The sequence below is a fragment of the Sphingomonas sp. FUKUSWIS1 genome (assembly GCF_000733135.1).
Lineage (GTDB): Bacteria > Pseudomonadota > Alphaproteobacteria > Sphingomonadales > Sphingomonadaceae > Sphingomonas > Sphingomonas aerolata.
This window is the reverse complement of record NZ_JPJC01000216.1, coordinates 2,110-5,913: the sequence shown is the minus strand read 5'-3', so window position 1 is coordinate 5,913 and position 3,804 is coordinate 2,110. Positions and strand designations below refer to the sequence as shown.

At 69.4% G+C, this 3,804-nt stretch carries 3 protein-coding genes, 1 tRNA gene and 1 pseudogene; all 5 read left to right on the top strand.

Annotated features, from left to right (window positions below; translation table 11 throughout):
- The first annotated feature begins 152 nt into the window (after window positions 1–152).
- Entirely contained in the window at window positions 153–326 is a 174-nt protein-coding gene (locus sphsw_RS18930; RefSeq protein WP_081874320.1) for a DNA gyrase inhibitor YacG, read from the top strand.
- A gap of 53 nt (window positions 327–379) precedes the next feature.
- Window positions 380–455 (top strand) — tRNA-Phe (locus sphsw_RS13090).
- Window positions 456–789: 334 nt separating this feature from the next.
- A complete protein-coding gene (locus sphsw_RS13085; RefSeq protein WP_031440992.1) occupies window positions 790–1,122 on the top strand; it encodes a hypothetical protein in 333 nt (110 codons plus the stop codon).
- A 23-nt stretch (window positions 1,123–1,145) separates the two neighbouring features.
- On the top strand, window positions 1,146–3,089 hold the full coding sequence (locus sphsw_RS13080) for a sialate O-acetylesterase (RefSeq protein ID WP_031440991.1): 1,944 nt from the start codon (window positions 1,146–1,148) through the stop codon (window positions 3,087–3,089).
- A gap of 53 nt (window positions 3,090–3,142) precedes the next feature.
- Window positions 3,143–3,804: pseudogene (locus tag sphsw_RS13075) on the top strand (glycoside hydrolase family 3 N-terminal domain-containing protein); the annotation flags it as partial.

Below are 3,804 nucleotides of genomic sequence, written 5' to 3'. Positions count from 1 at the left end.
GCGGCGTTGCGCACGCTCGAGCGCACCCCGCCGACCGCCCCGCGGCGCCATGCGCTGCCCGCCGCGGTCCATGCCCGCCTCATGGCGCACCCCGACTGGCTGGCGACGCTCGCCCGTCGTACGGGCGTCGTCCACGATCTGGAGAGCCGTTGATGCCCGCCGTGAAATGCCCGATCTGCGGCCAGCCCGCCGTCCCCGGCTACGCCCCCTTTTGCTCGAGTCGGCACCGCGACCGCGACCTGCTGCAATGGCTCGGAGAGGGCTATCGCATCCCCGGCCGCGCAATATCGCAAACGGGGCTAGACAGCGGTGAAGAGCCCGACTAAACGCGCCCTTCCGATCGCACGATCGGCCCTTCATCCGATCCCGATCGGACGATGCCCGGATAGCTCAGTTGGTAGAGCATGCGACTGAAAATCGCAGTGTCGGCGGTTCGACCCCGTCTCCGGGCACCATTTTTCTTCTGATATTGCAACGCCGAACCGTACTTTGCGGCAGGCGTTCACGTGCGTTCAGCCGCCGCATCATGCCGTTCATGGTCCAGCCTCGCCCGGGCGGCCATCCAGCCCATAGTCTTGTCAATTGTGCTCCACATCGCATGGCGCTCTGGCATTTGAGAGCTGTTTTGGATTCACTCCGACAAATACTTGCAAAGCCCGACATCCGGGTTAGTGTGAGCGCTATCGCAAATGCTAAATTGCGCATCTCCGTCTGAAGTCGGAGACATGCAATTCGGTCGCCCATGCCTCACGCACGATGAGGCAATGCGACCCATGAGGGGAGGCAAGGATGGGCTCGACGACGTCTGCTGCTTCCACCGTTGCGGCCCAAAGCCCGACGCTCGCCCGCCGTGGCCCTGCAGTCGCGCACGTGATCAGCGTTGCCGCACTGACGTGCGCGCTGCCCGCCTTCGCGCACGACACTGCCATTCAGAGCAACACGCTACCCCTGCCCGCGATAGACGGCGCTGGTAACGACATAGTCGTCAGCCTCCGCGCACGCACGGCGGTGATGCCCGGCTCGATCGAAAACGACGCCCCGACACGCCGTCTGGTGGCCAGCCCGCCTCACCACCGCGATCGTATCCACCGTTTCGTTCGCTCCGGGCTCCAGCCCGTCTGACCTGCCAGAGGACCCATCGAATCATGCCACGCCTGCCCGCCCGTCTTGCCATTGCCGTCCTTCTTGCCAGCAGCGCGTCGGCCGCGCTCGCGGCCCCGCGTCTTGACGGCGTACTGACCGATCACGCGGTGATCCAGCGGGGTCAGCCGATCGCGCTGACCGGCGACGCTGCGGCGGGGGAGACGGTGATGATCACGCTGGCGGGGCGTTCGGTCACGGCAAAGGCGGACCGAGCAGGCCGCTTCGCCGCGGAGCTGCCCGCGCTCGACGCCGGCGGTCCCTATGATCTGACGATTGCGGCGCAGAGCGGTGCGGCGGTGCTGCACGATGTACTGATCGGCGATGTCTATCTCTGCTCGGGCCAGAGCAACATGGAACTGGCGGTCAGCGAGGCGCAGGACCTGATCCCCGACGCGCATGCCCCCGTCGACGCCGGCCTGCGCCTGCTGACCATCCCGAAGCGCGCCGCCGCGACGCCCGTCGCGCGGCTCGACGATGCGGTACGCTGGACCGTCGCCGGCCCGGCGAGCCAGCCCGCCTTCTCCGCGGCCTGCTTCTACATGGCGCAGGCGCTCCGGCGGAGCGCGGCCGTGCCGATCGGTGCGATCCATGCGAGCTGGGGCGGATCGCGGATCAGCGCGTGGATGAGCGACCCCGCGCTGCGCCAGGCGGGGCTCCGCGACCAGGCGGATCTGCTGGCGCTCTATGCGCGCGATCCCGGGGCGGCGAACCGGCGTGCGATGACGCTGTGGGAGGCATGGTGGCGGACCGGATCGGGCGACGCCGTCGGCCGCGAGCCGTGGCAACCCGGCGCCGCGCTCGACTGGCAGGCGGTGCCCGCGATGACCAATTTCGAGACCTGGGGCATCGCCGACCTCGCCAGCTACAACGGCATGCTGTGGTATCAGCGCAGCGTCGAGATCACCGCCGAACAGGCGCGCGGTCCCGCCACGCTCGTGCTGGGGACGATCGACGATGCCGACCGGACCTGGGTCAACGGGATCGGTGTCGGCGGCAGCAGCCTCGCCGCACAATCGCGCGTCTATGCGCTGCCCGTCGGCACGCTGAAGGCCGGGCGCAACGTCATCACCGTCAACGACGACGACGTCTATGCCTATGGCGGGATGACCGGTCCTGCGGACACGATGCGGATCACCTTCGGGGACGGGAGCAGCGTGCCGCTCGGCGACGGCTGGCGCTATGCGAAGGCACAGCGGATCGCGGGTTCCGCCCCCCGGGTGCCGTGGGACGACATCAACGGCGCCGGGACGCTCTACAATGCGATGATCGCACCGCTTGGCCGGACGCGCGTCGCCGGGATCGCCTGGTATCAGGGCGAGTCCGACACCGGCATTCCGGGCTATGATCAGCGCCTCACCGCGCTGATCGCCGACTGGCGCACGCGTCTCGGCAGCCCGCAGGCCGGCTTCGCGATCGCTCAGCTCGCCGGCTACGGCGCACCGTCCTTTGCGCCGGGCGAGAGCGGCTGGGCCACCGTGCGCGATGCGCAACGTCGCGTCGCCGCCGCGGACCGCCACGCCGGCGTCGCGGTCACGCTCGACATCGGCGATGCGCTCGACATCCATCCGGGCGAAAAGCATGCGGTGGGGCAACGCCTTGCCCAGGTCATGCGGGCGACGGTCTATGGCGAACGGATCGCACCCTCGGGCCCGGCCCTCGCCCGTGCGCAGCGTGCCGCCGGTGGTGGCGTCGCGCTCGACTTTTCCGGCGTGACCGGCGCGCTGCACGCGAAAAGCGCGCGCGAGGCGATCGGGTTCGAGATGTGCGGCGCCGCCGCTGCAAGCTGTCGCTACGCATCCGGCACGGTCGTCGGCACGCAGGTGACGCTGCCCGGCGACGGCCAGCCCGTCACGCGGGTCCGCTATGCCTGGTCGGACGCGCCCGCGATCAACCTGGTCGACGATGCGGGGCTGCCCGTCGGCCCGTTCGAAACGCCGCTATCGTGACGCGCCGGCGGCGACGTCCGGCGAGCATGGGGGAGACGATGATGCGCAAGACTATGATGCCCACCCGGCGCGCGGCAATCGGCCCGTCGCTCGCGCTTGCGATGGTGCTCGTCGCGGCCCCGGTCGCTGCGCAGACCAGCCCGAACGCGCCCGACCAGGCCACGGTCATGGCCACCGCGCTCGTCGCGCAGCTTCGCGCGGACGAGAAGCTGCCCCAACTGCTCAACGTCGCGCCCGCAATCCCGCGGCTCGACATTCCGGCCTATAACTGGTGGACGGAATCGCTCCACGGCGCGCTGGGGCCGATCGCGACGACCAATTTCCCCGAGCCGATCGGTCTGGCCGCCAGCTTCGATGCGCCGCTCGTCCAGGCGGTAGCAGGCGCGATCAGCACCGAGGTCCGCGGGCTCCACACGCTCGCGCGCGAAACCGGGCGGGTCGGGCATATCGGAACCGGGCTCGACAGCTGGTCCCCCAACATCAACATCTTCCGCGATCCGCGCTGGGGACGCGGCCAGGAAACCTATGGCGAGGATCCCGTCCTGACCGCGGCGATGGGCGTCGCCTTCGTCCGCGGCCTGCAGGGCCCCGATCCCGAGCGCCCGCAGGTCATCGCCACGCCGAAGCATTTCGCCGTCCATAGCGGGCCGGAAGCCACCCGGCACCAGGCCAATGTCTATGTCTCTGCGCACGATCTCGAGGATACGTTCCTGCC

Excerpts from the sequence above, each read along its gene's own strand:
- sphsw_RS18930 (WP_081874320.1), top strand. The coding sequence starts at position 153 with ATGCCCGCCGTGAAATGCCCGATCTGCGGCCAGCCCGCCGTCCCCGGC.
- sphsw_RS13085 (WP_031440992.1), top strand. The coding sequence starts at position 790 with ATGGGCTCGACGACGTCTGCTGCTTCCACCGTTGCGGCCCAAAGCCCG.
- sphsw_RS13080 (WP_031440991.1), top strand. The coding sequence starts at position 1,146 with ATGCCACGCCTGCCCGCCCGTCTTGCCATTGCCGTCCTTCTTGCCAGC.